General features: G+C 71.0%; 24 protein-coding genes. 11 read left to right on the forward strand and 13 right to left on the reverse strand.

All coding sequences use genetic code 11. The annotated features are described in order from the left end of the window. Positions 1–2 precede the first annotated feature (2 nt). The 3 genes from OG252_RS04335 to OG252_RS04345 all read right to left on the reverse strand — a co-directional run bounded on the left by OG252_RS04335 (position 3) and on the right by OG252_RS04345 (position 4327). Positions 3–1586 (reverse strand): AMP-binding protein, encoded by a 1584-nt coding sequence (locus tag OG252_RS04335; RefSeq protein WP_329333825.1) that lies wholly within the window; start codon positions 1584–1586, stop codon positions 3–5. A gap of 21 nt (positions 1587–1607) precedes the next feature. Then, a complete protein-coding gene (locus tag OG252_RS04340; RefSeq protein WP_329333827.1) occupies positions 1608–3098 on the reverse strand; it encodes an aldehyde dehydrogenase family protein in 1491 nt (496 codons plus the stop codon). A gap of 86 nt (positions 3099–3184) precedes the next feature. After that, positions 3185–4327 carry an acyl-CoA dehydrogenase family protein gene (locus OG252_RS04345; protein ID WP_329333829.1) on the reverse strand — a complete coding sequence of 381 codons (1143 nt, stop codon included), beginning with the start codon at positions 4325–4327 and terminating at the stop codon, positions 3185–3187. 85 nt (positions 4328–4412) lie between these two features. On the opposite strand from OG252_RS04345, the gene OG252_RS04350 reads away from it, so the two are divergent. The 7 genes from OG252_RS04350 (at position 4413) to OG252_RS04380 (ending at position 10712) form a co-directional block, all read left to right on the forward strand. After that, positions 4413–5168, forward strand: a complete 756-nt coding sequence (locus tag OG252_RS04350; protein ID WP_329333830.1) for an SDR family NAD(P)-dependent oxidoreductase — start codon at positions 4413–4415, stop codon at positions 5166–5168. A gap of 1 nt (position 5169) precedes the next feature. Beyond that, a complete protein-coding gene (locus OG252_RS04355; protein ID WP_329333831.1) occupies positions 5170–5949 on the forward strand; it encodes an enoyl-CoA hydratase/isomerase family protein in 780 nt (259 codons plus the stop codon). Positions 5950–6044: 95 nt separating this feature from the next. Further along, a complete protein-coding gene (locus OG252_RS04360; RefSeq protein WP_329333833.1) occupies positions 6045–7199 on the forward strand; it encodes a CaiB/BaiF CoA transferase family protein in 1155 nt (384 codons plus the stop codon). A 23-nt stretch (positions 7200–7222) separates the two neighbouring features. Then, complete coding sequence (locus tag OG252_RS04365; protein ID WP_266451797.1) at positions 7223–8134, forward strand: SDR family NAD(P)-dependent oxidoreductase; 912 nt, start codon at positions 7223–7225, stop codon at positions 8132–8134. Next, positions 8131–8655: a DoxX family protein gene (locus OG252_RS04370; RefSeq protein WP_329333837.1), complete on the forward strand. Its 525-nt coding sequence runs from the start codon at positions 8131–8133 to the stop codon at positions 8653–8655. Before OG252_RS04365 ends, OG252_RS04370 begins: the two co-directional genes overlap by 4 nt. A gap of 24 nt (positions 8656–8679) precedes the next feature. Then, the gene (locus OG252_RS04375) at positions 8680–9837 is read left to right on the forward strand and encodes an acyl-CoA dehydrogenase family protein (protein ID WP_266451795.1); all 1158 of its coding nucleotides are present in this window, start codon (positions 8680–8682) and stop codon (positions 9835–9837) included. Positions 9838–9869: 32 nt separating this feature from the next. Beyond that, the gene (locus OG252_RS04380) at positions 9870–10712 is read left to right on the forward strand and encodes a class I SAM-dependent methyltransferase (protein WP_329333840.1); all 843 of its coding nucleotides are present in this window, start codon (positions 9870–9872) and stop codon (positions 10710–10712) included. 5 nt (positions 10713–10717) lie between these two features. Here the strand turns inward: OG252_RS04380 and OG252_RS04385 are convergent, their stop codons facing one another. From OG252_RS04385 to OG252_RS04415, 7 genes are read right to left on the reverse strand one after another with little or no spacing between them, the layout of a single operon-like run. After that, entirely contained in the window at positions 10718–11833 is a 1116-nt protein-coding gene (locus tag OG252_RS04385) for an acyl-CoA dehydrogenase family protein (RefSeq protein WP_329333842.1), read from the reverse strand. After that, a complete protein-coding gene (locus OG252_RS04390) occupies positions 11830–13074 on the reverse strand; it encodes an acyl-CoA dehydrogenase family protein (protein ID WP_329333845.1) in 1245 nt (414 codons plus the stop codon). The genes OG252_RS04385 and OG252_RS04390 overlap by 4 nt, the downstream gene beginning before the upstream one ends. Positions 13075–13107: 33 nt before the next feature. Further along, positions 13108–14256 carry a thiolase family protein gene (locus OG252_RS04395; RefSeq protein ID WP_329333847.1) on the reverse strand — a complete coding sequence of 383 codons (1149 nt, stop codon included), beginning with the start codon at positions 14254–14256 and terminating at the stop codon, positions 13108–13110. Beyond that, the gene (locus OG252_RS04400) at positions 14253–14699 is read right to left on the reverse strand and encodes a Zn-ribbon domain-containing OB-fold protein (protein ID WP_266451790.1); all 447 of its coding nucleotides are present in this window, start codon (positions 14697–14699) and stop codon (positions 14253–14255) included. Before OG252_RS04400 ends, OG252_RS04395 begins: the two co-directional genes overlap by 4 nt. A gap of 1 nt (position 14700) precedes the next feature. Further along, the gene (locus OG252_RS04405; protein ID WP_329333850.1) at positions 14701–15612 is read right to left on the reverse strand and encodes an SDR family oxidoreductase; all 912 of its coding nucleotides are present in this window, start codon (positions 15610–15612) and stop codon (positions 14701–14703) included. 22 nt (positions 15613–15634) lie between these two features. Further along, the gene (locus OG252_RS04410; RefSeq protein WP_329333852.1) at positions 15635–16345 is read right to left on the reverse strand and encodes a hypothetical protein; all 711 of its coding nucleotides are present in this window, start codon (positions 16343–16345) and stop codon (positions 15635–15637) included. Then, positions 16345–17667, reverse strand: coding sequence for a phenylacetate--CoA ligase family protein (locus OG252_RS04415; RefSeq protein WP_329333854.1), 1323 nt, complete (start codon positions 17665–17667; stop codon positions 16345–16347). The genes OG252_RS04410 and OG252_RS04415 overlap by 1 nt, the downstream gene beginning before the upstream one ends. 206 nt (positions 17668–17873) lie before the next feature. On the opposite strand from OG252_RS04415, the gene OG252_RS04420 reads away from it, so the two are divergent. From OG252_RS04420 to OG252_RS04435, 4 genes are read left to right on the forward strand one after another with little or no spacing between them, the layout of a single operon-like run. Further along, positions 17874–18953, forward strand: a complete 1080-nt coding sequence (locus OG252_RS04420) for an amidohydrolase family protein (RefSeq protein ID WP_266451786.1) — start codon at positions 17874–17876, stop codon at positions 18951–18953. Positions 18954–18991: 38 nt separating this feature from the next. Then, the gene (locus OG252_RS04425; protein ID WP_329333856.1) at positions 18992–21499 is read left to right on the forward strand and encodes a bifunctional acetate--CoA ligase family protein/GNAT family N-acetyltransferase; all 2508 of its coding nucleotides are present in this window, start codon (positions 18992–18994) and stop codon (positions 21497–21499) included. After that, positions 21496–22470, forward strand: coding sequence for an LLM class flavin-dependent oxidoreductase (locus OG252_RS04430; RefSeq protein ID WP_329333858.1), 975 nt, complete (start codon positions 21496–21498; stop codon positions 22468–22470). The genes OG252_RS04425 and OG252_RS04430 overlap by 4 nt, the downstream gene beginning before the upstream one ends. 31 nt (positions 22471–22501) lie before the next feature. Further along, positions 22502–23023, forward strand: coding sequence for a PaaI family thioesterase (locus tag OG252_RS04435; protein WP_329333860.1), 522 nt, complete (start codon positions 22502–22504; stop codon positions 23021–23023). Here OG252_RS04435 and OG252_RS04440 read toward each other — a convergent pair. The 3 genes from OG252_RS04440 to OG252_RS04450 are packed head-to-tail and all read right to left on the reverse strand — an operon-like array spanning position 23017 to position 25337. Continuing rightward, the gene (locus OG252_RS04440) at positions 23017–24168 is read right to left on the reverse strand and encodes an acyl-CoA dehydrogenase family protein (protein ID WP_266451782.1); all 1152 of its coding nucleotides are present in this window, start codon (positions 24166–24168) and stop codon (positions 23017–23019) included. The two genes, OG252_RS04435 and OG252_RS04440, sit on opposite strands and share 7 nt — an antisense overlap. A gap of 48 nt (positions 24169–24216) precedes the next feature. After that, positions 24217–24522 (reverse strand): hypothetical protein, encoded by a 306-nt coding sequence (locus tag OG252_RS04445; protein WP_266451781.1) that lies wholly within the window; start codon positions 24520–24522, stop codon positions 24217–24219. Next, positions 24519–25337, reverse strand: a complete 819-nt coding sequence (locus tag OG252_RS04450; RefSeq protein WP_329333864.1) for a phytanoyl-CoA dioxygenase family protein — start codon at positions 25335–25337, stop codon at positions 24519–24521. The genes OG252_RS04445 and OG252_RS04450 overlap by 4 nt, the downstream gene beginning before the upstream one ends. Positions 25338–25348: the final 11 nt, after the last annotated feature.

Consider the following 25348-nt stretch of genomic DNA (forward strand, 5'->3'; position numbering starts at 1 on the left):
GGTCACCGTCCCGCACCGAGCGTGTCCCCGCCGGGATAACCGCCACCGCCGAAGCGCTCGTCGAGCGCCTCGTAGTCCTTCGCGTAGTCCTTGGTGCGCGGCAGCGCCTCGACGAACTCCACCGTCTTCGGCTTCTTGTACGAGGCGATCCGCGCCCGGCAGTGCTCGATGAGGTCCGCCGCCGTGACCGGCTCGGCGTCCGGGCGCAGCACCACGACCGCCTTGACGTCCTGCGCCCACCGCTCGTTGGGCACGCCGATGACGGCGGCCTCCTTGACCGCGGGGTGCGACTCGACGCAGTTCTCGACCTCGGCCGGGAAGATGTTCTCGGCGGCGGACTTGAGCATGCGGGTGGTCGTCCCGAGGAAGCTGAGTGTGCCGTCGGGCTCGCGCCGTCCCAGGTCGGTGGTGTGCCACCAGCCGAAGCGGAAGCGTTCCTCGTTGATCTCCGGCCGGTTCCAGTAGCCGAGGTGCACGAGGTCGCCGCGGACGCAGATCTCGCCCGCCTCGCCGACCGCGCACTCCTCGCCGGTGGAGTCCAGGACGCGTACGGCGGTGAAGGGCCCCGGCCGTCCCGCGTTGCCGGTGCCCGTGCCGCCGTAGGCGCCGGTCACCGCGAAGCCGGTCACCTCGGTCTGTCCGTAGCCGCGGCCCTCGCCGCCGCCGTTGCGGGTGAACCGGCTCTGGTCCGTGGGCACGGTGCCCTGCCACAGGGGGGCGGCGACACTCGCCCGCAGGTGGGACAGGTCGTGACCGGCCTCGCGGTTCAACGCGACGAGTTGCGCGATGGTCGGGGGCATCAGATAGGCGTGGGTGCACTGCTCCGCCGCGAGCAGCGGGAGCAGTTCCTCGGCGACGACGCGGCGGACGATCACGTTCTTGCCGCCGTGGACGAAGGCCGGGACGCCCCAGAACTGGTAGTTGCCGATGTGGAACATCGGTCCGGCGCCCAGGAAGGCGGTCTCGGTGCCGATGTCCCCCATCCAGGCGCCGCTCGCGCCCATGGCGAGCAGGTTGTGGTGCGAGAGCATCGAGCCGGACTGCCGTCCGGAGATCGCCGCGGTGTAGATGACCAGGAGCGCGGAGTCGGGGTCGACGTCGGCGACGGGGTCCTCGGGCGAGCCGGCGGCCAGGAAGGACTCGTACGACTCGGGACCCGCGGCGCTCTCGACGTCATGGCGCAGCCACAACGCCCAGTGGTCACTGCCGAGTTCGGCCCGTGCCTTGCCGACCGTGTCGCCGATCTCCTCGTCCTGCCAGACGACGACCTTGGGGTCGAAGTCCTCGACGGCGAACGCCATTTCGGGGGCCGCCCAGCGCCAGTAGCCGGGACAGACCATGGCGCCGATCTTCGCGGCGGCGCCGAGCAGCTCCCAGATCCGGAAGGAGTTCTGGCCCAGCCACAGGACGCGGTCGCCGGAGCCGACGCCCGCGTCCGTGAGGGCGTGGGCGAGTCGGTTGGTGCGCTCGTCCAACTGGGGCCAGGTCAGTCGGACGTCACCGTCGACGAGGGAGACTCCGTCGGGAAACGACCTGCGGTGCTCACGGATGATGTCGCCGAAGGCGAGGCGGCGGGCGGGATTCACGTCTTGGCTCCCCATGGTCGGTCAGACGCGGCCGATGCCGACGCCCTTCACGTTGATGAACTCCTCCAGGCCGGCCTTGCCGCCTTCCCGCCCGAATCCGCTCATGCCGACGCCGCCGAAGGGCGTGGCGGGCGAAGTGATCGGATTCGGCCCCGGGTTGACATAGACCGTCCCGGCCTTCAGGCGCGGCACCAGGCGGTTGACGCGCGCGATGTCGCGGGACTGGATGTAGGCGGACAGGCCGTACTCGGAGTCGTTGGCCAGGGCGACGGCCTCGTCCTCCGTGTCGAAGGGGGTGATGGCCAGGACCGGGCCGAAGATCTCCTGCTGAGCGAGGTCACTGCGGTTGTCGACGTCCGCGAAGACGGTCGGGGTCACGAAGTAGCCGTCGGAGTCGATGCGTTCGCCGCCGCACACGAGCCGGCCCGCACCACCCTCGACCGCCTTGTCGATCATGCCCTGGACGCGGTCACGGGCCGCTTCGTTGATGAGGGGTCCGATGTACGTCGTCGGGTCGAGGGGGTCCCCGACCGGCAGGTGGGCCACCACCCCGGCGACGCGTGCGACGACCTCTTCGTAGATGGAACGCTCGACCAGCAGCCGGGTGGGCAGTGCGCACCCCTGGCCGGTGTTGCTCATGGCGAAGGCCGCGCAGTACGGGACGACGGTGTCCAGGTCGGTGTCGGCGAAGAGCAGGTTGGCGGACTTGCCGCCCAGCTCGAAGACGACGGGCTTGAGGCTCAGGGCCGCGTCCGCCATGATGCGGCGCGCGGTGGCGGGACCACCGGTGAAGGAGATCTTGTCGACGCCGGGGTGGGTGACCAGGGCCGACCCCGCGTCGCCGAGCCCGGTGACGACGTTGATGACGCCTTCGGGGATGCCTGCCTCACGGGCCAGGTCGGCGAAGAGCAGCGCGGAGAACGGTGTGGACTCGGCCGGTTTGATGACCACGGTGTTCCCGGCGGCGAGCGACGGCGGGACCTTCATCGCCAGGGACAGCGCGGGCGAGTTCCACGTGATGATGTGACCGATGACGCCGTACGGCTCGGCGATGGTGTACTCGACGTTCTCGTGCGGGCTGTAGGCGGCGCCGACCATGCCCTCGATCTTGTCGGCCCAGCCGGCGTAGTACTCGGTCCACTCGGCGACGTGCGGTCCGACGTTGTCCGCCCAGCCGCCGATGCACACGCCGTTCTCCAGCGGGCAGATGGCCGCGAAGTCGGGGATGTGGTCGCGCAGCAGCTGGGCGAAGCGGGTGAGCAGCCGGCGGCGTTCGGCGGGGCGCATGGTGCCCCACACCTCGAAGGCCTGGCGGGCGGCCGCCACTGCCTGGTCCACCTCGGCGGCCCCCGCGAGCGGGACGTGCGCCTGGACCAGGCCGGTCGCCGGGTTGCGGTGTTCGTAGAGACCGCCGCTGGTGTCGGTGACGTCCTTGCCGCCGATGACCAGCCGTGGTTGCGGCAGATCGTGCTCGGCTCTGTCCTGGTGCAGCTTGACGTCGACGGTGACCACGGGTGCCTCCTGGAGCCGCGTGCGGATCTCGCTTAAATAGCTAACCTATTTATCCAAGACAGTCAATGCGAATGGGTTCACCTGTGTCACAGACCCATCGACCGCCCGATGATCTCCAGCATGATCTCCGAGGTGCCGCCGAACACCCGCTGCACCCGGCTGTCCCGCCAGATGCGTGCGATCTCGTACTCGTTGACGTAGCCGTAGCCGCCGAAGAGCTGCATGCAGCGGTCGATGACCTCCCAGCCGGTCTCCGAGGTCCAGTACTTGGCGGCGGCGGCCTCCTCGGCCGTCAGCTCACCCTGGCACAGCGCCATGATGCAGCCGTCGACGTAGACCCGGGCGGCGCTCAGCTTGGCCTTGATGGCCGCGAGCGCGAACCTGTTGGCCTGGAACTCCCCGATCGGCTGCCCGAACGCGGTGCGAGTCTTGGCGTACTCCAGCGCAAGCGCGTAGGCCCGCTCGGCCGCCGCCAGCGAGGAGACGGCGATGGCGAGCCGCTCGGTCGGAAGGTTGCCCATCATGTGGTAGAAACCGCGACCCTCCTGCCCGATGAGGTTCTCGGCGGGGACGCGCACCTCATGGAAGAAGAGTTCGGCGGTGTCCTGGGCCTTCATCCCGACCTTGTCGAGCTTGCTACCGCGCTCGAAACCCTCGGCGCCACGCTCGACGGCGATCAGGCTGATGCCCCGGTGTCCGGCCTCCGGGTCGGTCTTGCAGGCGACGATGACCAGATCGGCCAGGATGCCGTTGGTGATGAAGGTCTTGGAGCCGTCGATCACCCACTCGTCGCCCTCCAGGCGGGCAGTGGTGCGGATGCCCTTGAGGTCGGACCCGGCCGACGGCTCCGACAGTGCGAGTGCGCAGATCGTCTCGCCGCTGATCACTCCGGGCAGCCAACGGGCCTTCTGCTCCGGGGTGGTGAGGTACATGAGGTAGGGCGGTATGACGTCGTTCTGCAGCCCGAGTCCGATGCCGACCGAGCTGGTGGCCGCCATTTCCTCCGCCATGATGGCGTTGTAGCGGAAGTCCGAGATCGCCTGGCCTCCGTACTCCTCCGGGAACTGCCAGCCGATGAGGCCGGCCTTTCCCGCCGCCGCCCACGCGGCCCGGCTCACCTGGCCCTCGCGCTCCCACTGCTCGGCGTACGGGGCGCATTCGCGCAGGTAGAAGGTGCGGGCGGTCTCGCGGAACAGCTCGTGCTCCTCGGTGAAGATCGTACGGCGCATGCTCGACTCCACTCACACATCTCGCTTATTTAGCTGAAGTAGTTATACGATAGCGCTGTATCGGGACCTGGGCGAGGGAGGGCGCGTGAGCGTACGGGACAAGGTGGCACTCGTCACCGGAGCGGGACGCGGCATCGGCGAGGCGATCGCCGACCGGCTCGCCGCCCACGGAGCCGCGGTCGCCGTCTGCGACCTGGATCCCGAGGCCGCCGGCAAGGTCGCGGCCCAGCTCGCGGAGCGCTACGCGGTGCGGGCGACGGGGGTCGGCGCGGACATCTCCGACAGTGCGGCCGTCCACACGGCCGTGGAGCGGGTGACCGCGGAACTCGGTCCGGTGGACATCCTGGTCAACAACGCGGCCGTCGACGTCATCGGCCGCTTCGTCGACACCACCGAGGAGACCTGGGACCGGATCATCGCCGTCAACCTGCGCGGCACGATCACGGTGACCCGGGCCGTGCTCGACCCGATGATCGAGCGCGGCGGCGGCCGGGTCGTCCACATCGCCTCGGACGCCGGCCGGGTCGGCTCCTCCGGCGAGGTGGTGTACTCCGCGACGAAGGGCGGGGTCATCGCCTTCGGCAAGGCGCTGGCCCGCGAGGTCGCCCGGTACGGCATCACCGTGAACAGCGTCTGCCCGGGCCCGACCGACACCGCGCTGCTCGGCCAGGTCGCCGAGTACAGCCAGAAGATGTACGACGCGACCGTGCGGGCGATCCCGCTGCGGCGCGTCGCCCAGCCCGCCGACATCGCCGGTGTGGTGGCCTTCCTCGCGTCCGACGACGCCGCCTACATGACCGGGCAGACGCTCTCGGTCAGCGGCGGCCTGACGATGGTCTGAGGTGAGCACCGTGCTGCGCGTGGAACTCCGCGACCACATCGCCGTGTTGACCCTGGACCGGCCGGGGCAGCTCAACGCCATCGGTTCCGAGACCGTGGAACAGCTCACCCAGGCGCTGGACGACGTCCGCGCCAACGACGACGTACGCGCCCTGGTCGTGGCGGGAGCCGGCCGTGCCTTCTCGGCTGGTGCCGACATCGGTGAGATCGAGTCCTGCACGACACCCGGACAGTTCCGTGCCTTCGTGGGGCGGCTGACCGAGGCGTACGCGCTCCTGGAGGACTTCCCCAAGCCCTCGGTCGCGGCCGTCCACGGGTTCGCCTTCGGCGGCGGTCTGGAGCTGGCCCTCTCCTGCGACCTTCGGGTGGCGGAGCGCGGCACCCGGCTCGGCCTGCCGGAGATGAAGCTCGGCGTGCTGCCGGGCGCGGGGGGCACGCAGCGACTGCCGCGTCTGGTGCCGCCAGCGATCGCCAAGCAGATGATCCTCACCGGCGAGCCGATCGACGCGGAGCGGGCTCACGCGCTCGGGCTGGTCAACGAACTGGCCGAGCCCGGTGGCGCGCTCAAGGCCGCGGAGGCCTTGGCGGCGCGACTGGCCGCCGGCGCCCCGCTGGCCCTCGCCGCGGGCAAGCGGCTGATCGACTACGGCCTCGGCATGGACCTGGAGGCGGCGATCGCGTACGAGCGCGAAACCGTCTCGGTGCTGTTCTGCACCGAGGACCGGGCCGAGGGGCTGAAGGCCTTCCGGGAACGCCGACCGGGCGAGTTCCGCGGCGCGTAGCAGGCGTGGAGCAGGCGTGGAGCAGGTGCAGAGCAGGCCTGGAGCAGTGCAGAGCAGGCGTGCAGCAGGCGTCCCAACAGATCTGGAGGTGGACCGTGCGGCCACTGGAGGGCATCGCCGTCGTCGAGCTGGGCATGTGGGTGGCGGCACCGGCCGCGGCCACCATGCTCGCGGACTGGGGCGCGGACGTGGTGAAGGTGGAGGCACCGACCGGCGACCCCAACCGGTACACGCTCAAGCACGTCGGCCAGGACATCGACAGCGCGCCCCCGTTCGAGACCGACAACCGCGGCAAGCGCGGCATCGTCCTCGACCTGCGTTCGGAGGAGGGCAAGGGCGTCCTGGAGCGGCTGCTGGAGCGCGCGGACGTGTTCGTCACCAACCTCCGCCCGGGCGCCCTGGAGCGGCTGGGGCTGTCCCCGGACGAACTGCGCACCCGCCATCCCCGCCTGGTCGTCGGCACGTTGACGGGCTACGGCTGGACGGGCGCCGAGCGCGACCGCGCCGGGTACGACGTCTCCGCGTTCTGGGCCCGGCCCGGCATCGCCGCCATGCTCACCCCGGCCGGTGAGCCGCCGCCCGGAATCCGGCCCGGCCTCGGCGACCGTACGGCCGCGTCCAACCTGGTGGCGGGCGTGCTGGCCGCGCTGCTGCGCCGGGAACGCACCGGCGAGGGCGGTGTGGTCGACGTGTCCCTGCTGCGTTCCGGCACGTACGCCAACGGGAACGACCTCGCGCTGCAGAACTTCTTCGGCAAGCGCGGCCGTACCCGCCACCGCACCGAGCACGAGTCCCCGCTCTACAACTGCTACCGGGCGGCCGACGACCGCTGGTTCTGGCTGGTCGGCCTGGAGGCCCACCGCCACTGGCCCGGACTGCTCAAGGCACTCGGCCGCGACGACCTGGCGACGGACGAGCGGTTCGCGACCGGCAAGGCCCGGCGTGGCCACGTACGCGAGCTGATCGCCATATTCGACGACGAGTTCGCGAAGCGGCCGCTGGACGAGTGGGCGGAGCGGTTCGACGCCGAGGGCGTGTGGTGGGCGCCCGTGCAGACCCTGGCGGAGGTGTCGGCCGATCCGCAGGCGGAGGCAGTCGGCGCGTTCGTCGAACAGCCCGGCATGGGCGAGGCTCCGCCGCTGAGGACCGTGGCGACGCCCGTCAGCTTCTGGGGAGTCGACGAGAAGCCACGCGGCGGCGCGCCGACGCTCGGCGAGCACACCGACGAAGTACTGCGCGAACTCGACTGAACTCACACATCTGGAGGTACGGCGTGGGCATCCTCGACGACAAGGTCGCCATCGTCACCGGTGGTGGCAGAGGGCTGGGCCGGGCGCACTGCCTGGCGCTCGCCGAGGCCGGCGCGACCGTGGTGGTGAACGACCTCGGCTCCGGCATCCACGGCGAACAGACCGGAGACTCCCCCGCCGACGAGGTCGTCGCCGAGATCACCAAGCTCGGCGGCCGTGCGCTCGCCAACCACTCCTCGGTGACGGACTGGGCGGCGACCGAGACCATGGTCGCCGACACCGTCGCGGAGTTCGGCCGCCTCGACATCGTCGTGAACAACGCGGGGATCGTGCGTGACCGCATGCTGTTCTCGATGACCGAGGCGGAGTTCGACGCGGTCATCGCGGTGCACCTGAAAGGCACCTTCGCGCTCACCCGGCACGCGTGCGCGTACTGGCGTGCGGCGTCGAAGCGAGGTGAGCGGGTGGCCGGCCGCGTGATCAACACGACGTCCGGGACCGGCCTGTTCGGCAACCAGGGACAGTCCAACTACGGTGCCGCGAAGGCCGGGACGGCCGGGCTCACCGTGCTCACCGCGCTGGAGATGCGCCGGTACGGCGTCACCGCGAACGCCATCTCGCCGATCGCGGCCACCCGGATGACCGACGGGCTGGAGGTCGGCGCAGGCCTCGAAGCCGTCGACGGCTTCGACCCGCGCGACCCCGCGAACGCCTCCGGTGTCGTCGTGTACCTGGCCTCCGACAGCGCGGCCTGGCTGACCGGTCAGGTCCTGCGCATCGAGGGCAACCGGCTGAACCGGCTGCAGGGCTGGACGGTCGCGGCCGTCCACCCGAGCCGGTCAGGACAGGCCCTGACCTACGAGGAACTCGTCGACGCGGTACCGCAGTTGTACGGCGTCGCTCCCGCAGGCCGGGCGACGGGGGTCGGCCAGTGAAGGGCCACGACGCGGCCGCCCTGGTCCTGCGCGCGACCCTCGGCCCGATGCTCTTCGCGCACGGCTGGAACAAGGTCGCCGGACCGGGCGGGCTCAAAGGCACCACGGGCTGGTTCGAGGCGCTCGGTCTCCGGCCGGCCGCCGTGCACGCCCGCATGGCGGCGGGCACCGAGATGGCGGCCGGGGTGGGCATCGCGCTCGGCGCGGCCAACCCGCTCCCCGCGGCGGCGGCCGTCGGCCTGATGACCGTGGCCGCCCGGACCGACCATCGCGGCAAGGGCTTCTTCGTCTTCAAGGGCGGCTGGGAGTACGTCGGTGTCGTGGGCGGCGCGGCCGTCGCGCTGGCCGCGCTGGGCAACGGCACGTACTCCCTCGACGGGCTGCTGCGACGCCAACACGCGGGTCCGAGGCCCGCGTTGCTGGCCGCGGGAATCGGTACGGCGAGCGCGGCGGCGCTGCTGGCGATGTGCTACCGGCCCGACGAGAAGCCCGCCGAGAAACCCGACGAGACGGATCAGTGAACACGAATCGGCAAGGGAGTCGACATGGACGCGGCTGACTTCAGCGCGGTGCTGTCCGAGGTCCGGCGTTTCGTCCGGGAGCGCGTCGTGCCGCTCGAGGCGGAGATCGACGAGAAGGACGAGATGCCCGCGGACATCCGCGAGGCGGCCAAGAAGATGGGCCTGTTCGGCTTCGCCCTGCCCGAGGAGTACGGCGGGCTGGGTCTGTCGATGTACGAGGAGGCCCAGCTGATGTTCGAGCTGGGCTACACGACCCCCTCCCTGCGCTCGATGTTCGGCACCAACAACGGCATCGCGGGTCATGTCCTCATGGTCGGCGGCACCGAGGAGCAGAAGGCGCGGTGGCTGCCGAGGATCGCGTCCGGTGACGTCCTGGCGTCGTTCGCGCTGACCGAGCCGGACGCTGGTTCCGATCCGTCGACGCTCACGACGAAGGCGCACCTCGACGGCGACGACTGGGTGATCAACGGCGCCAAGCGGTACATCACCAACGCCCCGCTCGCCGACGTCTTCATGGTCTTCGCCCGCACCGACCCCGACGCCCCGCGCACCCGCGGCATCTCCACCTTCCTGGTCCCGGCCGGCACCCCGGGCCTCACCGTGGCGCCCAAGGACCACAAGATGGGCCAGCTCGGCGCGTGGACCGCGGACGTGTACTTCGACGACGTACGTGTACCGGCCTCCGCCCTCGTCGGCGGCGAGGACGGCCTGAACCGGGGGTTCGGCACGGCGATGGGCTGCATCGCGCACGGCCGGGTGCACATCTCGGCGCTCTGCGTGGGCATGGCCCAGCGCCTGGTCGACGAGTCGGTCGAGTACGCCCGCACCCGCCGCCAGTCCGGCAGGCTCATCGGCTCCTTCCAACTCGTCCAGGGCCTGATCGCCGACTCGATGACCGACTACTACGCCGGACGCGCCACGGTCCTGGAGGCCGCCCGCGCCTTCGACGCCGGCACGGACACCAAGATCGGCCCCTCCTGCACGAAGTACTTCGCCAGCGAGATGGTGTGGCGGGTCGCGGACCGCGCGGTGCAGATCCACGGCGGCGCGGGTTATATGCGCGGGGTCGCCGTCGAGCGCTTCTACCGCGACGCCCGGCTGTTCCGCATCTACGAGGGCACCAGCCAGATCCAGCAAGTGATCATCGCCAAGGCGCTGCTCGGCGAGGCCGCCCGGGGCTGAACCCGCCCGCGGGGGTGTGTCATTCTCGGCGCATGACCGACACCGTGCCGAGTGACGACGACGGCCTCGCGCTGAATCGTGCACTGTGGGACCAGCGTGCCCGCATCCATGGTTCGTCTCCCACGGACAGGTTCTACGACGTCGAGGCCTTTCTCGCCGGGCGGCAGACGCTCTACGCCATCGAGCGTGAGCTTGCGGGTGACGTGACCGGGAAGGATCTGCTCCATCTGCAGTGCCACTTCGGTATGGACACGCTGAACTGGGCTCGGCTGGGTGCCCGGGTCACCGGCGTCGACTTCTCACCGGCGGCGATCGAGCGGGCGCGGCTGCTGGCCGAACGGGCCGGCCTTGAGGCCACCTTCGTCGAGGCCGACACCCAGCGGCTGCCCGCGCAGCTGGAAGACCGCTTCGACCTGGTCGTCGCCACGTACGGGGTGCTGTGCTGGATCGCCGACGTCAAGGCCTGGATGCGGGGTGCGGCCATGGCGCTGAAGCCCGGCGGGAGCCTGGTGCTGGTGGATCTGCATCCGGCGTTCCAGACGGTCGCCGGCCTCGATCCACTCGTCGTCGACTGGCCCTACGGCGGCGGTGAGCCCCAGCGCGAGACGGTCACCAGCACCTACGCCGAGCCCGACCGGACGACACCGGCCCTGGACACCGTCCAGTACCCGTACTCGCTAGGGGAGATCGTCACCGGGGCCGCGGAAGCGGGCCTCACGACCAAGCACCTGGGCGAACACATCGCCACCGACCTCGATCCTCGCGGCATCCTCCGGCAAGGCGAAGACGGCCTGTACCGGCTGCCCTTCGGGGACTCCCACCTGCCGATCCTGTACTCGCTCCGCGCCGAGTCGCCCGGTCCGGCCCAGCCCTAGAGGTGTCAGATACCGAGCCGGTCCAGCAGCCGCTCGTGATAGACGGCCGGGCCTCCGAACAGCAACTGCGAGGACTTGGCCCGCCGGAAGTACAGGTGGGCCGGATGCTCCCAGGTGAAGCCGATGCCGCCGTGTACCTGGATGTTCTCCATCGCGGCGACCAGGTACGCCCGTGAGCAGCACGCGTGCGCCACGGCCGCGGCGACCGGGAAGTCCGGGGAGCCCTCGGTGGCCAGCCTCGCCGCCTCACGCGAGGAAGCCTCGGCCAGTTCCACCTGGACGAGCATGTCGGCGCACTTGTGCTTGACCGCCTGGAAGGAGCCGATCGGCCGGCCGAACTGGTGGCGGACGCGGGCGTGGTCGGTGCTCATCTCCAGGCACCGTCGCGCGCCGCCCGCCTGCTCCGCGGCCAGTCCCACCGAGGCGATGTCCAGGACCTTGGCCATGATGCGCCCACCCGCCCCGTCCGCGCCGACGAGCGTCGCGGGCACGGCGTCGAACGTCAGCCGGCCCATGGCCCGGGTGGCGTCGAGGGTCTCCATCGGTTCCGCCGCGATCCCCGTGGCCGCCCCGTCCACGGCGAAGAGCGCCGGTCCGGCGACGGTGCGGGCGACGACGAGGATCAGATCGGCCGTCGTACCGTCGATGACGAAGCACTTGCGGCCTCGCACCGTCCACCCGCCGTCCCCGTCCGGCACGGCCCGCACGGAGACCAGGGCGGGGTCCCAGGAGCCGTTGTCCTCGGCCACGGCGAGGGCGGCCGTGGTCCGTCCGGCCGCGATGCCGGGGAGATGACGCGCGCAGGCCTCACGGTCCCCCGAGGCCAGCAGGGCCTGGGCCGCCAGGACGACGGTCGCGAAGAAGGGCGCGCAGAACAGCGCGCGGCCCATCTCCTCCAGTACGACGCCGAGTTCGACCGCCCCGAAGCCGTCGCCACCGTACTCCTCCGGGATCGCCAGGCCCGGCAGCCGCAGTTGGTCGGCCGCCTGGGCCCACACCGCCGGGTCGAAGCGCGGTTCGCTCTCCATGAGCTTGCGCACGGCTTCCTCGGGGGACTTGGCCTCCAGGAACTCCCGTACGGAGAAGCGCAGTTCCCTCAGTTCGCTCTCGTCGGCGGTCACGGCCGCACCTCCTTGGCAGCGGCGGTCACCGGTTCCTTGGGCAGGCCGAGGACCCGTTCCGCGAGGATGTTCTTCATGATCTCCTCGGTTCCGCCGAGGATCCTGAGTGCCGGGGTGGCCAGGAGGAGTTCGGTCCAGGCGTACGTGCCCCACTGGCCGGTGTCGGCGATCGCGCGCGGGCCGAGGGCGTCCGTGATGAAGTGCGCGGCCCGGGTGAGGTTCTGACCGTACATCAGCTTCGACACGGACATCTCGGGGCCCGGCGCGACCCCGCTGCGGAGCTTGCGCAGGGCCCGGGTGTTGAGGTGTTCGGTGGCCATGGCGTCCACGAGGAGTTCGGCGAGGCGGGCGCGCAGGGCGCGGTCGTCCCAGGTCCAGGTGGCGCGCATCAGCGCGGAGAGCCGGTCCGGGGACAGGGCGGCGGCCACCGGGCCCACGCCCTCGCTGCCGACGGTCGCGCGCTCGTTCATCAGGGTGGTCAGGGCGACCGTCCAGCCGCCGTCGACCTCGCCGAGGCGGTGGTCGTCGGGGATGCGGACGTCGGTGAGGAAGACCTCGTTGAAGTCCGCGCCGCCGGTCATCTGCCGCAGCGGCCGTACCTCCACGCCGGGGGCGTCCATGGGGACCAGGAAGGCCGTGATCCCGCGGTGCTTGGGCGCGTCCGGGTTCGTGCGGGTGAGCGCGAGGCCGATCTGGCTGTGCTGGGCGACCGAGGTCCACACCTTCTGCCCGTTCAGCACCCAGTCCCCGCCCTCACGGACGGCTCGGGTCGCCACGCTCGCCAGGTCCGATCCCGCTCCGGGCTCGCTGAACAGCTGGCAGGCGATGGCGTCCCCGCGGTACATCGCGGGCAGCCAGCGGTCCTTGAGGTGCGGTTGGGCGTGGGCGAGGATCGTCGGTCCGATCATGCCCAGGCCGATCACGCCGAGCACGCCGGTGTCGGCGACGTCGTACTCGGACTCGATGGCGTCGTAGAGCAGGTCGTGGACGGGGGTCAGGCCCCGGCCGCCGTACTCCACCGGTCCGGTGATCCAGCCGAAGCCGTTCTCGTGGCGGACCCGCTGCCACTCCCGCGCCCGCCGCACGTGCTCCCGGTCCTCCTCGGGAGCAAGGCTGCTGAAGTACGCCATCGAGTCGTCGCCCTCGCCCCAGGTGAAGGCGGTGCGGTCGGGGGCCTTCGCCGCGTGCGCGTCGAGGAAGCTGCGCGCCTCGGCGGCGAAGCCCTGCATGTCCTGTTCCATCGCGTGTTCGCTCCGCTGTCAGGTGGGGGGCTGTCAGGTGGAGAGGATCGTCACCGCCGACGCGCCGGGCGCGCCGTACAGGTGGGTGAAGCCGACGCGCGGCGTACCGGGGATCTGGCGCGTGCCCGCCGTACCGCGCAGCTGGAGCACGATCTCGTGGATCTGGCGCAGCCCGGACGCGCCGATCGGTTCCCCGTTGCCGAGCAGTCCGCCGTCGGTGTTGACCGGGAGCCGGCCGCCGATCTCGGTGGCGCCCTCGGCGATGAGGCGTTCCTGCTCGCCGTCCTTGCAGAGGCCGTTCTCCGCCATGTGGATGATCTCCGACCCGGCGTCGGTGTCCTGGAGCTGGGCGACGTCCACGTCCTCGGGGCCGATGCCCGCGCGTTCGTAGGCCGCCCGGGAGGCGTCCACGGTCGGGCTCTCGACCGCCTCTCCGACGGGGAACGACGGGCTCTGCACCTCGAAGGCGCCGAGCCGGCGGCTGCGCAGGGCGGTGGCCCGGACCCGCACCGGGGCTGACGTGTACTTGTGGGCCTGGTCGGCGCGGCACATCACGACGGCCGCGGCGCCCTCGTTCGGGCCGCAGTACATGAACTGGCGCAGGGGGTAGTTGAGGACCGGGGAGGCGAGGACCTCCTCGGGCGACAGCGGCGTACGGCGCCAGGCCTTCTCGTTTCCGGCCGCGTTGCGGAAGTTCTTCGAGGCCACGCGGGCGAGCGTCTCGTGGGAGATGCCGTGCTCGTGCATATAGCGGTTGATCTTCATGCCGAAGAAGTGCGTGGTGAGGAAGAGCCCCGTCTGCCCGTACCAGGAGGGGATGCCGGCCACGGACGGGTCCGCGGCGAACGCGCCGCGCGGGTGCTTGTCGAGGCCGATCGCGATGGTCAGGTCGTGCTCGCCGGTCTCGATCGCGCGGGCCGCCAGGGCCACCGCCGTACCGGCGGTGGCGCAGCCGTTGAAGACACCGCGCAGTGGTACGCCGGTCAGGCCGAGCCGGCCGACGATCGCGTCCGGGTTGGCGACCTCGTAGCTGCCGATGTAACCGCCCTGGATCTGCGGCCAGGTCACGCCCGCGTCGGAGAGCGCCAGCCGTACCGCGTCCGCGCCCATGTCCAGCGCGGGCTTCCCGGGGAAACGGCCGAAGGGGTGGAGCCCCACGCCGATGATGACGGCCTCGGTCATGACGTCTCCTTCTCGACCGGGGTGAACGCGAAGGTGACGACCTCGGTGCCGTCGTCCTGCACCGTGTAGGGCACGAGCGTCAGCCGCATGTCCTGCCCGATCCGCAGCTTCTCCGGGTCGGGTTCGGTGAGGCGGGCCTCGACCAGCAGCTCGCCGGGGAGTTCGATGTACCCGACGGCGTAGGGTTCGAAGGCCGCCGGGCCGTCGTACGGCGGGGACGGCGGGCGGAAGTCCTGGGTCGTGTACGTCCACAGCGTGCCGCGGTCCGCCAGCAGGCGTTCCTTCGACTCCGTGCTCGCGCACCGGACACAGTCCGCGGCCGCCGGGAAACTGACCAGGCCGCACACCGTGCACTCGGAGCCGATGAGCCGAAGGGGTGCGGACTCGGCGGGCGGCCAGGTGAACAGGCCCTCGGCCACCGGCCGTCGTTGTGCCGTCGTCATCTCATGCCCCGTTCCGGTTGCCGAGGGCGTCGGCGTTCGGAGCCGCTTTGGCCACCAGGTTGGGGACGACGGAGGACAGCTCTTCCGGTGTCCAGCGCGTGTCGGCGCTCGCGGCCGGGCCGTTGACCCAGCCCTCCAGGACCGTGATGCGGTTGCCGACGACGCCGAAGACGCGGCCGGTGACCTCGCGTGAGGCGGCCGAGCCCAGCCAGACCACGAGCGGCGAGATGGCCTCCGGGGTCAGGTCCTGGCTCTCGGCGGCCTGTTTCATCATCTCGATGTCCTCGGTCAGCCGGGTCAGCGCGGTGGGCGCGATGGCGTTCACCGTGACGCCGTAGCGGGCGAGTTCGGCGGCCGCGATGAGAGTGAGACTCGCGATGCCGGCCTTGGCGGAGCCGTAGTTCGACTGGCCGGGGTTGCCGAAGATGCCGGACGGTGAGGTCGTGTTGATCACCCGGGCGTCGTTGCCGTGACCGGCCTTGGCGCGCTCGCGCCAGTACGCGGCCGCGTGGTGCAGGGTGGCGAAGCCGCCCTTGAGGTGGACGGCGAGCACGCTGTCCCAGTCCCGCTCGGTCATCGACACGATCATCCGGTCGCGCAGGATGCCGGCGTTGTTGACCAGCACGTCCAGACCGCCGTAGGTGTCCACCGCCTGCCGGACGAGCTGACCCGCGCCCTCCCAGGTGGAGATGTCGTCCGTGTTGGCCACCGCTTCACCGCCGGCCGCGACGATCTCGTCGACCACGGTCTGGGCCGGCCCGGCCGAGGCGCCCGCCCCGTCACGCGAGCCGCCCAGGTCGTTGACCACGACCTTCGCGCCCTGCGCGGCGAACGCCAGGGCGTGCGCCCTGCCGATCCCGTTGCCGGCGCCGGTGACGACCGCTACCCGGCCGTCGACCACTCCTTCAGACATCTCAACTCCTCTCGTAAGAAGATCAGTTGGCCTCGGCGAGCAGAACCCGCGGGTCCTCGCTGCCACAGCCGCACCGGCCGGCGACGACACGGCCCGCGATGCCGAGCGGTGTCTCGGGGAGCGGCGACGCGCGCCCCTCCCCCGCCGCCACGGACAACAGCCCGTCCCGCTCGCCGACCCGCCATTCGGCGGCGTTGACGTGTGCGCCGCGCCGCTCGGGACATTCCAGCGCGAGGGCCGGTCCCACGGCCGAGATCAGAGCGGCGGACACGCCCACCGCACGCAGGAGCGGTACGGCGGCGGGCCGGGCCAGTACGACCGACGTCGGCCGGAACATCTCACCGATGTCGGCCGCGCCGGCGAGTCCCTCCAGGGTCTGGGCCGACAGTCCGATCACCGCGTGCGGGGCGAGTTCACGGTGGAAGACCGCGGCGCGGCGGTGGTCCCAGCCCATGGCTTCGGCGATGCCGTACGTCACTTTCAGCGTGCCCAGGGCGCCGATCACCGCGTGGCCCCAGAAGCCCTCGAAGCCGGACGCGGTCAGCAACGCGCGCTGCCCGGCGGCCAGTCCGTGCTCCCGCAGCCGTGCGGTGACCCAGTCGGTGTCCCGGGCGAGTTCCGCCCAGGTCAGTTCCATGTCCCGCGTGCCGTCAGCGGTGGGGAAGCGCATGAGGTAGGCGGTTTCGGGCCGGTCGAGTTTCCTGGCCCGGGCCAGGGTGTCGGCGCGTGCCATCAGCTCTTCACCACCCTGGGGAACTTGGCGACGCTGGTCATGGTCTTCAACAGGTCCTCCTCGGTGCGCATGTCGAGCACCGGCTTGACGCCGGTCCGCTCGCGCACGGCCTCGCTCAGCCGGCCGGCCAGGGCGTCGATGTCGCCGGTGAGTTCGGGGTCGTAGCCGACGCGCAGCCGCAGTTCGTCGACCTCGCGGTGGTCCCGGACGATCTGGAAGACTCCGGCGACCGTCTCCGGCTGGTCCTCCACCGCCTGCCAGACGTCCCGCAGAACCACGGAGCGCCCCTGGACCACCGTCTCGTCTCCGCGCCGCCCGGCCACCCACATGCGGGCGTGGGTGCGGCCGCAGCCGCAGGTGTCGCGGGAGAGGCGAACGAGGTCCTCGCTGCGGTAACGGATCAGCGGCGCGGCCCGGTTGTCCAGGTCGGTGGCGACCAGTTCACCCAGGTCGCTCTCCGGGACGTCGTGCCAGCCGTGCTCGTCGACCTCGACGCACTCCGCGAAGACGGTGTCCTCCCAGAGGTGGAAGCCGTCGTGCTCGCGGCACTCCCAGGCGGTGCCGGTGTCGGCTGCGCTGGTGTACTCGTAGACGTCGATGCCCCAGTCGTCGCGGATCCGCTCGCGCATCTTCCGGCTGAGCGGCTGCCCGGCGCAGGAGGCGCCCTTGAGGGAGGAGAAGGCCTCCCTCAGGTCGGTCTTCTCGGCCATGTGCTCCAGCTCGACCATCTGCGGATACATCATCTGCAGGTAGGCGGGGCGGTAGGTGCGCAGGGCCTCGACCACCCCGGGCATGTTCCCCATCCAGGTGTCCACCTCGATGACCACCGCGCCCAGCGCCTGGAAGCCGGCGTCCATGAAGTTGCGGAACGTGCCGGGCGGGCTCAGCACCCGGTCCCCCGGCCTGAGGCCCAGCTCCCACAGGTCACGGACCTGCGCGGTCACCAGCGGCGGCGCGTCCTGCCAGATCTCGGCGAAGAACTCCGGGTCGCCGGTGGTGCCCGAGCTGGAGGAGACCGAGGTCAGCTCCTCGGTCGGGACGCACAGCAGACCGCCGAAGGGATCGCCGGTGCGGGCCCGGTAGGCGCGCACCATGTCCTTGGTGATGAACGGAATCCGTGCCCGGAAGTCCTCCAGGGACCGGATGTCTCGCGGGTGCGCCCCGTGCTCGTCCCAGAGCTCGCGGTAGAAGGCCGAGTTGGCATAGGCGTACTCGACGAGCTCCAGGACCCGTTCCTCCTGCCGCGCGCGCAGCTCCTCGCGCGGCATGGTCTCCACCTGGGGCTCGAAGTACCTGTCAGCGGTGTCCCTGTCACCGACCATGGCGCCTCCTCGCGGCTAGTGCCCAGATCTTCCAGCTATCAGATCAATCAGTCAACCAATTGGACGGATTCGAGGCGACCCCCCAGCTCTCGAACGATCCGGGAGCCGATCTTCACCATCCCGGTCTTCCCTTCCGTCCCCGATACAACTAAAATCGCTAACTGATTGCATCGATTGACTTGCATCCATTGACCCGAAGGGGCGTCATGACGAAGATCTGGGTCAACTCCGGGGACTCCCATGTGATGGAACCCGCCGACGTGTGGACCGAGAGGATGTCAGCGCGGCTCGGCGCGCGGGCGCCACGCAGTGAGCGCGGCGAGAAGTACGAGATGCTCTACATCGACGGCGAACGCATCGACCGCCAGCTCGGCGACTTCATGGACGCGATGCGCCCGCCGGGCGCCTGGGACCTGAAGGTACGCCTCAAGGACCTTGACCAGGAGGGCGTGTGGGGCCAACTGGCCTTCCCGTCCATGGGGTTCTGGCTCGTGTCGATCACCGACCGGGAGCTCGCCCGGGAGACGGTGCGGGCGTGGAACGACTGGGCCCACGACGAGATCCTCCGTAAGAACAAGCGCGTCATCACCACGGCCTGCGTCTCGACGGCCGACATCGACGACGCGGTCGCCGAGGTCGAGCGGGTGGCGGAACTGGGCTTCCAGGCGGTCTTCCTGCCGTGCTCGACACGACCGGGCGAGGAGTACGCCCTCGACCGCTGGGAGCCGCTGTGGACAGCGGTCGAGCGGGCCGGGCTGGTGCTCGGCTTCCACATCGGCACGGGCGCGCAGAACGTCGTCTTCCGCGGGCCCGGCGGCGCGGTCGTCAACTACATGGAGACGACCTACCCGGGCATGCGGGTCGTGTCCCACATGGTCGCGGGCGGCGCTCTGGACCGCCACCCCGACCTGAAGATCCTGATAGCGGAGGGGGGCGCGGGCTGGGTGCCGGTCATCGGCGACCGGATGGACGAGGCCTACCGCCAGCACGGCATGTTCGTCCGGCCGAAGCTGAGCCGGCTGCCCAGCGAGATCATCAGGCAGCAGGTGTACGCCTCCTTCCAGCACGACAAGAGCTCGGTGGAGATCGTCGAGTCGACCGGCTACCGCAACGTGATGTGGGGCGACGACTACCCCCACCTCGAGGGCACCTACGGCCACACCCAGTCAACGCTCCACGACCTGTTCGACGGCGTGCCGGACGACGTCCGCGAGCGCGTCACACGCGGCACCTTCAACGAGCTCTTCCGCCTGCCGGAGCAGACTCCCCAGGAGGCGGCCGTCTGAGCGGCGCCGACGACCCGGGGCCTTCGGACGGATCACCGGTGCCCACACCTCCGTACCCCCCGAGTCTTTCGTCTCCCTCGTCTCCTTCGTATCCCTCGTACCCCTCGTACCCCTCGTATCCCGAGGACCTGGAACGGCCCGGACTCGTCAGGACCGGGCGGTCGACCTTCGTCCGCCCCATCCGGCCCGAGGACGCCGACCGTCTGGTCGCGTTCGTCGGCACCCTGTCCCGGGCCACCCTGGCCTACCGCTCCCTCGGGCCGGTGGTCCGCGCCCGCGACGACGTCATCCGGCGCGGCGCCCACGTGGACTACCTCAACGAGCTGGCGCTGATCGCCCTGGCCGGTGACGAGATCGCCGGCCTGGTGCGCTACGTCCGCGACCCGGAGGAACCGGAGCACGCCGAGGTCACGTTCACCATCCGGGACGACCATCAGAGCGAGGGGTTCGGCAGGCTGCTCCTGGAGCACATCGCCGCCGCCGCACGCGCGCGGGGCATCCGGGTGCTGGAGGCCGACGTCCTGGCCGACAACGCGCGGATGATCAACGTGTTCCTCGCCTCCGGCTACCGGATCGAGACCGGTCCGCCCGGCCAGATCATCCACTTCGAGATCGCCATCGACCCGCAGGCCCAGGCCGTGGCCCGGGCCGAACGCCGCGAGCACACGGCCGTACGGCGCTCGCTCAAGCCCTTGCTCGAACCGCGCTCGGTCGCAGTGATCGGCGCCAACCGGGACCCCCTGACGATCGGGCACGAGATCGTGGCCAACCTGCTGCGGGGCGGCTTCGGCGGCAGTGTGTTCCCGGTCAACCCGCGGGCCGAGCGGATCGCCGGCGTGCGGGCGTACGCGAGCGTCCGGGACCTGCCCGAACCGCCGGACCTGGCGCTGGTGGCCGTACGGGCCGAGGCCGTCCCCGATGTCGTGCGCGAGTGTGCCGAGGTCGGCGTCAAGGCGGTGGTCGTCGTCTCCTCGGGCTTCGGGGAGACCGGCGTCGAAGGACGCGCCACCGAGCGGGAGCTGGCCCGTTTCGCCCGCGCCTCCGGCATGCGGCTGGTGGGCCCCAACTGCATGGGCGTGGTCAACACGACACCCGCGGCGCGGCTGGCAGCGACCTTCTCGCCCGCCCTGCCGACGCCCGGCCGGGTGGCGATGTCCAGCCAGTCCGGACCACTGGGGCTCGCGGTGCTCGACTTCGCCCGACGGCTGCGGCTCGGCTTCTCCGGCTTCGTGTCGGTGGGTCACGCCGTGGACGTGTCCACCGACGAACTGCTCCAGTGGTGGGAGGAGGACCCGGGAACCTCGGTGATCCTGCTGCACGTCGAGACCTTCGGCGATCCGCGCCGGTTCGCCCGCGTCGCCCGCCGGATCGCGCCGCGCAAACCGATCGTCGCGGTCCACCCGGGTCACGCCGACTCGGCGGTGAGCTCACTGTTCGCCCAGTCCGGCGTGATCCGCACCCGCAGTCTCCAGGAGCTGTTCGACGTCGCCCTCCTGCTCGCCCACCAGCCTCCCCCGCCCGGCAACCGGGTCGCCCTGATCACCAACGCGGGCGGCCCCGCGGCGCTGACGGCCGGAGCGTGCGCGGCGAGCGGCCTGCGCGTGCCCGCACTCGGTGAGCGCACCCGGCAGACGCTCCGGGCGGCCCTCGCGCCCCATGCGGACGTCTCCAACCCGGTCGACCTGACGCCCACGGCCACGGCCGCCCACTACCGGCAGGCGCTGGACGCCGTCCTTGCGGACGACGGCATCGACGCGGCCGTCGTCCTGTTCATGCCGCCGCTGGCGGACAAACCCGACGAGGTGGCGTCGGCGATCCTCGACGCGGCCGCGGCCCGGCCCGACAAACCGGTGCTGGCCAGTTTCCTGGGCGGCGCGGGCGTCGCCGACCTCCTGCACCGGGGCGACCTGGTGGTACCGACGTACACGTTCCCCGAGGCGGCGGCCACTTCGCTCGGGCACGCGGCGGCCTACCAGGATTGGCGCAGCACACCCGCGGGCGTCGTACCGGATCTGGCTGGAGTCGACACCGGGCGCGCCCGGTCGCTGATCGCCTCCTGCGCCCCCGGCCCGGTCCCCGCAGCGGTCGCCGCCGAACTGCTCGCCTCGTACGGAATCGCCGTCCGCGACAGCGAACCGGGTCCCGAACCGGGTCCCCGATCGGACCCCGGACCGGACGCGTTCCTCACCGTCCGCGCCGACCCGGTCTTCGGCCCGGTGGTCGCCTTCGGCCTCACCGGGGACTACGCCGACCTGATGGCGGACGTCGCCCACCGCGTCACCCCGCTCAGCGACCGCGACGCCCGCGAGATGGTCCGTTCGCTGCGGGCCACCCCGCTGCTGGACGGCCGGACCGGGGGCCCGGGAGTGGATCTCGCGGCCCTCGAGGAGACCGTCCTGCGGATCTCGGCGATGGTCGAGGACCTCCCGGAGATCGAGGCGCTTGAGCTGCGCCCGGTACGGCTCCTGCCGCCCGGGGACGGAGTTGCCGTCGCGCACGCGACGATCCGACTGGCGGACAACACAGCAGCAGGAGGTTCCTCGTGAAGGTGGGCATCTACTTCGACCTGCGCAACCCGCCGCCGTGGCGGCAGAGTTGGTCGCGGGTGTACGGGTTCGCGCTGGAGATGTGCGAGGAGGCGGACCGGCTCGGCCTCGACTCGGTCTGGTTCTCCGAGCACCACGGCTTCGAGGACGGCTACCTCCCCCAGCCGCTCACCATGGCCGCCGCGGCCGCCGCCCGCACCCGCCGGGTCCGCCTGGGCACCGCGGTCATCCCCGCACCGCTGCACGCGGCCCCCGAGATCGCCGAACAGGCCGCGCTCGTGGACATCATCAGCGACGGCCGCCTGGACCTCGGGCTCGGCACCGGGTACCGGGTGCCCGAGTACCGGCTGTACGGAGCCGACCTGGCCAAGCGGTACACCACGACCGACCAACGGGTACGGGAGATCCGCGGCCTGTGGGCCGAATCCCGGGTGACTCCCGGCCCGGTCCAGGATCCGCTGCCGATCTGGCTCGGCTACCAGGGCCCGCAGGGCGCCCGGCGGGCCGGCCGGCTGGGCACGGGGCTGCTGTCGCTCAATCCGGCGCTGCTGGCCCCGTACCGGGAAGGGCTCGCGGACGGCGGGTACGACGCGTCGGCGGCCCGTATGCAGGGCTCGTTCACCACGTTCGTCACCGAGGACCCCGACGGCGACTGGCCGGTCGTGCGCGAGCACCTGGCCTACCAATGGGACAGCTACCGCCGGTACATGGTGGAGGGGACCGACCGGCCGGTCCCCCGCCCCATCGACCCCGAGAAGTGGCGGGAGACGGGACTGAACGCGAACGGCGTCGGTCAGTTCCTGTACGGCACTCCGCAGGACATCGCCGAGGCCATCAGGGCGTACGTGGCAGGGTTGCCGGTGGAGGGCGTGTTCCTGTGGGCCTCGCTGGCCGGCATGCCCGAGGACATGGTGGCCCGGCAGGTCCAGCTCATCGCCGGGAAGCTGCGTCCGCTGCTTGCCGAGGTCTGACACCGCGGTGCCCGACAAGAGGAGTCACAGTATGTCCACGACGCCACCGACGGGGCCCTGGGCCGGAGCGGACTTCCAGGAGCCGCCCCGTACTCCTGGCGGGGTCGCCCTGTGCGGGGCGTGCCGCGCCGCCGGTTCCTGCCGGCTGGGAGTGGAGCATGAGCGGCTCGACGAGGACGGGACGGCCCGGTTCGAGCTGTCCTGCCCGCGCGACCAGGAGGGTGGGCCCGATGTCGCGCACGGCGGCTGGACCGCGGCCGTGCTGGACGACTGTCTCGGCCATCTGCCGCTGCTGCACCGGGTGCTGAGCGTGACGGCGGAACTGACCGTGAGCTTCGTGAAGCCGGTGCCGGTTCAGCGGCCGCTGGAGGTGCGGGCCTGGGTGGAGAAGCGGGAGGGCCGGCGCTGGTACATCGCGGGCGAGATGGTGCTGCTGCCGGCGCGGGCCGTGCTGGCCCGGGCCTCCGGGATCTGGGTGACCCGGGACCAGGGCCACTTCGCACGGCACCAGGAATGGCTGGCCGGACAGGACACGGGCGGCGGGGCTCAGTAGGATCTGAGCCCCATGCTGCGGGCTATGCCGTTGCGCTGGATCTGACTCGTGCCCCCGGAGATCGTGGCCACGATCGACTCCCGGTAGCGGAAGCTCATCACGCTCTCCGTCGAGAACCCGTGCCCCGCGCAGACCTGCATCCCGAGCCGGGCCGCCGCCACGTACGTCTCCGAACCCTTCAGTTTCGCCATCGACCCTTCCCTGGTGCACGGCTTGCCCTGGGCGAGCAGCCAGGCGGCCCGGTAGGCGAGCAGCCGCGCGGAGTCGATCTCGGTCTGGAGGTCGGCCATGGCATGGGCGAGAGCCTGGAAGTTGCCGATCGGACGACCGAAGGCGTGCCGGGTGCGGGCGTATTCGAGCATCTCGTCGAGCGTGGCCTGCGCGGCGCCCAGGTAACCTCCGCTGATGATCACCTTCTCCAGCTCGATGTTGGAGAGCATCACCTTCCAGCCCTCGTCACGCGGGCCGACGAGGTTCTCCTTGGCCACCAGGGCATCGTTGAAGAAGACCTCGTTGGTGCCCAGGATGTGCCGGGCCAGCGTCGGTGTCCGGCGCACCTCGACGCCCTCGGTGGCGGGATCGACGAGCAGCAGGCTGATGCCGCCGTGCTTGGGCTCGCGCGGCCCCGTCCGCACGTACGTGGCGATGGTCGTGTCGGGCAGGCCGCCGCCCGTGCACCACGCCTTCTGGCCGCGGACGAGGAAGTTGTCCCCGTGGTCCTCGGCGGTGGTGCGCAGCGCCGCGGCGTCGGACCCGCTGTCCGGCTCGCTGAGGCCGACGGCGAGCCGGTGGCGGCCCGTCATCACGTGCGTACGGATGAAGTCGCGCTGCGCCTCGCTGCCCCAGCGGAACACGGTGATTCCGGGGATGAGCACCCCGATGTAGCACATGGCGACGTCGAAACTGGCCCGCCCGAGTTCCTCGGCGATCAGGATGAGTTCCAGCGGCCCACCGCCGTCGCCGCCCTCCTCCTCGCCGAACGGCAGGGAGAACCAGCCGAGTTCGGCCATGCCCTGAAACAGCCCGGGCGGTACGACGCCCTCCTCGTCCCACTGCTTGGCCTTCTCGGCCGGGCACACGTCGGCGACGAACTGCCGAGCCGTCGCGCGCAACAGGTCCTGCTCGTCGGTCAGCCCGAAGTCCACGGCCACTCCTCGCCTGCGCCTGCCATTTATCTATCTAATTATTCTATGTTAGCTGATAGAGCCCTGGCAGTGGCAGTCATCCCGGCGAGCGGTCTCCGCCGGCTTCTCGAAGAAGAACTCGTGCTTGAGGAACGAGGTGTCGTACTCGTGGCCGGGATGGGGCGGCAGCAACTGGGACGCCTGGAACAGACGCCAGCCGTCCTGCAGTGCGGCGAGGCCCGTCTTGTACGGCGGCTCGTCGCTGTCACCGGTCGTCGGGTGGGTGTCGCCGGTGCCGTCGTAGCGGGACCAGCCCACGACGTCGGCGTCGAGGGCCGACGAGGCGAGGTAGAGCACCAGGACCTGCTGCTTCATGCGTGGCTCCTCAAGGCCGGACGGTTGCTGACGCGGGTGACCCAGTACTCCACGTCGAACGAGTCGTCGCCGGTCAGCGCGCGCCACAGCAGTACGCGGTTGTAGATCTCCAGCCGGGCGGTGGCGTGTTCGTACCACGGGAAGGACCTGTTCAGCTCCGCCGTCACCGCCGGGTCGTCCAGGTCGGAGGTGTCCCAGAGGCGGACCTGCGGCACGGTCGGATTGAAGCGGATCTTGTACATGAAGCGCCTGCGCCCGGTGTCGTTGCGGCGCCCGCCGTGCCAGATCCCGTGGTGCACCAGGACGACCGTGCCGGCCGGGCAGGTCAGACGGGTCTGACCGCGCAGGTTCTGGACCCGGCCTATGTCGGTCTCGTTGACGCGGCGCAGATGACTGCCCGGCACGCTGAGGGTGCCGCCCATGTCGGGTGTCACTTCGTGCGGGTAGTACATGAGTTGGACGTCGAAGGCGTCCGGCCGTACGTCGATGATGGCATCGCCGTGCAGCGCCTGGGCGACGCCCTCGTGCGGCTCGCGCACGTGGACCGCGTGGTGGTCGACCGTCGGGCCCGGCCCGACAAGACTCTCCAGAGCGCCGGACACCACGGGCAGGGAGAGCAGGTCGTGGATGAAGGTGTCCTGCGGGAACGCCTTGGCCGGCGGAGTGCCGTAGGGCACCTCGGGTATGCCGGCGGGCAGGGACGCGACGGCCCGGTCGTTGATCTCCTGTGGCACGACCCCGTCCAGACGCAGGAACCCTTGCGCCACGAAGCGCGCCACCTGGACCGAGGTCAGCAGCTGTTTGGTGGTTGGCATGCAACTAACGT

The organism is Streptomyces sp. NBC_01352 (assembly GCF_036237295.1).
Classification (GTDB): domain Bacteria; phylum Actinomycetota; class Actinomycetes; order Streptomycetales; family Streptomycetaceae; genus Streptomyces; species Streptomyces plumbiresistens.